Annotated in this window: 2 tRNA genes and 1 rRNA gene; all 3 read left to right on the top strand. The window is 51.7% G+C overall.

The features are described from left to right. Window positions 1-104 precede the first annotated feature (104 nt). A tRNA-Ile gene (locus ABLU50_RS16100) sits at window positions 105-181 on the top strand. A 36-nt stretch (window positions 182-217) separates the two neighbouring features. Next, window positions 218-293, top strand: a tRNA-Ala gene (locus ABLU50_RS16105). Between the two features lie 169 nt (window positions 294-462). Beyond that, window positions 463-2,183: ribosomal RNA gene (locus ABLU50_RS16110) — 23S ribosomal RNA — on the top strand; the annotation flags it as partial.

Genomic DNA, 2,183 nt, shown 5'->3' on the forward strand with positions numbered 1-2,183 from the left:
ACCGTAGGGGAACCTGCGGTTGGATCACCTCCTTACCTTAAAGAACCTGCCTTTGTAGTGCTCACACAGATTGTCTGATGAAAAACAGCAGTAAAAACCTCTACAGGCTTGTAGCTCAGGTGGTTAGAGCGCACCCCTGATAAGGGTGAGGTCGGTGGTTCAAGTCCACTCAGGCCTACCAAATTTGCGAAGCAAATTTGAAGAGGTTGCAAACGATGGGGCTATAGCTCAGCTGGGAGAGCGCCTGCTTTGCACGCAGGAGGTCTGCGGTTCGATCCCGCATAGCTCCACCATCTTTACTGCGAACACAAGAAAACTTCAGAGTGAACCTGAAAAGGTGCACTGCGAAGTTTTGCTCTTTAAAAATCTGGATCAAGCTGAAAATTGAAACGACACACATGTTATGTGTGTTCGAGTCTCTCAAATTTTCGCGACACGAAGTGAAACATCTTCGGGTTGTGAGGTTAAGCGACTAAGCGTACACGGTGGATGCCCTGGCAGTCAGAGGCGATGAAGGACGTGCTAATCTGCGAAAAGCGTCGGTAAGGTGATATGAACCGTTATAACCGGCGATGTCCGAATGGGGAAACCCAGTGTGATTCGTCACACTATCGTTAACTGAATACATAGGTTAACGAGGCGAACCGGGGGAACTGAAACATCTAAGTACCCCGAGGAAAAGAAATCAACCGAGATTCCCCCAGTAGCGGCGAGCGAACGGGGAGCAGCCCAGAGTCTGAATCAGCTTGTGTGTTAGTGGAACGGTCTGGAAAGTCCGACGGTACAGGGTGATAGTCCCGTACACCAAAATGCACAGGCTGTGAACTCGAAGAGTAGGGCGGGACACGTGGTATCCTGTCTGAATATGGGGGGACCATCCTCCAAGGCTAAATACTCCTGACTGACCGATAGTGAACCAGTACCGTGAGGGAAAGGCGAAAAGAACCCCGGCGAGGGGAGTGAAAAAGAACCTGAAACCGTGTACGTACAAGCAGTGGGAGCACCTTCGGGTGTGACTGCGTACCTTTTGTATAATGGGTCAGCGACTTATATTCTGTAGCAAGGTTAACCGTATAGGGGAGCCGCAGGGAAACCGAGTCTTAACTGGGCGTTAAGTTGCAGGGTATAGACCCGAAACCCGGTGATCTAGCCATGGGCAGGTTGAAGGTTGGGTAACACTAACTGGAGGACCGAACCGACTAATGTTGAAAAATTAGCGGATGACTTGTGGCTGGGGGTGAAAGGCCAATCAAACCGGGAGATAGCTGGTTCTCCCCGAAAGCTATTTAGGTAGCGCCTCGTGAACTCATCTTCGGGGGTAGAGCACTGTTTCGGCTAGGGGGTCATCCCGACTTACCAACCCGATGCAAACTACGAATACCGAAGAATGTTATCACGGGAGACACACGGCGGGTGCTAACGTCCGTCGTGAAGAGGGAAACAACCCAGACCGCCAGCTAAGGTCCCAAAGTCATGGTTAAGTGGGAAACGATGTGGGAAGGCACAGACAGCCAGGATGTTGGCTTAGAAGCAGCCATCATTTAAAGAAAGCGTAATAGCTCACTGGTCGAGTCGGCCTGCGCGGAAGATGTAACGGGGCTAAACCATGCACCGAAGCTGCGGCAGCGACACTATGTGTTGTTGGGTAGGGGAGCGTTCTGTAAGCCTGCGAAGGTGACCTGTGAGGGTTGCTGGAGGTATCAGAAGTGCGAATGCTGACATAAGTAACGATAAAGCGGGTGAAAAGCCCGCTCGCCGGAAGACCAAGGGTTCCTGTCCAACGTTAATCGGGGCAGGGTGAGTCGACCCCTAAGGCGAGGCCGAAAGGCGTAGTCGATGGGAAACAGGTTAATATTCCTGTACTTGGTGTTACTGCGAAGGGGGGACGGAGAAGGCTATGTTAGCCGGGCGACGGTTGTCCCGGTTTAAGCATGTAGGCTGATTATCCAGGCAAATCCGGATAATCAAGGCTGAGGTGTGATGACGAGGCACTACGGTGCTGAAGTAACAAATGCCCTGCTTCCAGGAAAAGCCTCTAAGCATCAGGTAACATCAAATCGTACCCCAAACCGACACAGGTGGTCAGGTAGAGAATACCAAGGCGCTTGAGAGAACTCGGGTGAAGGAACTAGGCAAAATGGTGCCGTAACTTCGGGAGAAGGCACGCTGGTGTGTAGGTGAAG

Source organism: Klebsiella sp. GG_Kp173 (genome assembly GCF_040062415.1).
Taxonomy (GTDB): domain Bacteria; phylum Pseudomonadota; class Gammaproteobacteria; order Enterobacterales; family Enterobacteriaceae; genus Klebsiella; species Klebsiella quasipneumoniae.